The organism is Vibrio sp. 1167 (assembly GCF_033340375.1).
In the GTDB taxonomy this organism is placed as follows: domain Bacteria; phylum Pseudomonadota; class Gammaproteobacteria; order Enterobacterales; family Vibrionaceae; genus Vibrio; species Vibrio alginolyticus.
On record NZ_JAWOWK010000045.1, the window covers coordinates 1 to 1,635 of the forward strand.

The 1,635-nt window shown below is 45.3% G+C and carries 1 pseudogene and 1 riboswitch; the pseudogene reads right to left on the reverse strand.

The annotated features are described in order from the left end of the window. Positions 1-1,110: pseudogene (locus R7Z78_RS24200) on the reverse strand (pyridoxal-phosphate-dependent aminotransferase family protein); the annotation flags it as partial. Positions 1,111-1,436: 326 nt separating this feature from the next. Next, a riboswitch (Lysine riboswitch) is annotated at positions 1,437-1,615 on the forward strand. Positions 1,616-1,635 lie beyond the last annotated feature (20 nt).

The window sequence follows — 1,635 nt, forward strand, 5'->3', positions numbered from 1 at the left end:
AGACTCTTCCAGAGCCTTCAAGCACAGCGCGACATTTTCCGCGCGAGCACCGTATCCCATCAATCCAATACGCCATGCTTTGCCAGCTAACGCACCTAGCCCTGCACCAATTTCAAGGTTGTAAGTTTCAAGTAGATGTGCGCGAACTTTCGCTTCATCGACCCCTTCCGGCACATAAATCGCGTTCAATTGAAGTAAACGGTAAGATTCTTCCACTACAAATTCAAAACCCAGTTTCTGAAGACCATCTTTCAACTTCTCATGCATCAATTGATGGCGAGCCCACGCGTTCTCAAGCCCCTCGTTCTGCAACACAAGCAGCGCTTCATGCAATGCATATAGGCTATTCACTGGAGCTGTGTGATGGTAGCTACGCTTACCTTCCCCACTCCAGTACCCCAACACTAAGCTTTGATCGAGGAACCAACTTTGAACTGGCGTAGTGCGCGATTGAATTTTTTCGATAGCAGCCGGAGACAGCGTCACCGGAGACAAGCCAGGCACACACGACAAACACTTTTGACTGCCCGAGTACACAACATCAAGCTGCCATTCATAAACTTTTCACGGTACGCCGCCTAACGATGTAACGGCGTCCACAATCGACAACACATTATATTGCTTGGCTAACTTACCTAGAGTTTGTGCATCACTGACAGCACCGGTTGATGTCTCAGCATGCACAAAAGCCAGAATTTTTGTATCAGGATGTTGCTGTAGTGCTTGTTCAACTTTATCTACTGAAACAGGCGCACCCCATTCATCATCGACTAGCACCACTTCACCACCAGCACGAATAACGTTTTCACGCATGCGCTCGCCAAAGACACCGTTTCGACAAACGATGACTTTGTCACCTTTCTCGATCAAGTTAACGAAACAAGTCTCCATCCCAGCACTGCCTGGAGCAGAAACCGCAATAGTGAACTCATTTTCGGTTTGAAAAGCGTATTTCAACAGCTGTTTAAGCTCATCCATCATCGCGATAAACAGAGGGTCTAGATGACCAACCGTTGGACGGCTAAGGGCTTGCAATACCTGCGGATAAACATCGGAAGGACCAGGGCCCATTAAAATTCGGTGAGGGGGAATAAAGCTTTGGATCGGCATGTCAGCTCCTTGATTGCAGTCATTTAGCCTGAAAGAAGTCATTTTTAGAATTATTTGCCATCAAAACATCGTCACTCTTCATGCTTTGCAAGAAAACTCACTTGAATTATTTAACAAGTCGTTCACCAGAAAACAGGAGCAATTTTTATTTCGATTAGCAATACATTCAGGCATCAAAGGTTTCACACTAATGTATTTTGTTGCACACGGCAATTAGCCCTAAGTATAGAGGTCAAACCACTGTCACAATTTCGTTAATAAAAACCATCATTCTGGTTGAAATATTGATTGACATTGTGACGTCAAAACCGTTCAATGTTTGAGCTTTATGTAGAAGAGGAGCACTGCCCAGGCAGATGATTTGTGGAACCGCAATTCCAATACCAATCATTCAGGGGGAGTAGTGCCGAGGTAAGTCAAAATTGCAGGGTTTGGCTTGTCGGTTGACTTGGGTTGAGTCCCATCAACTGTCATCAGCACCGTCTGATGAAGAGCTTCTGAGGGTACATTTTCAAATGACAATCT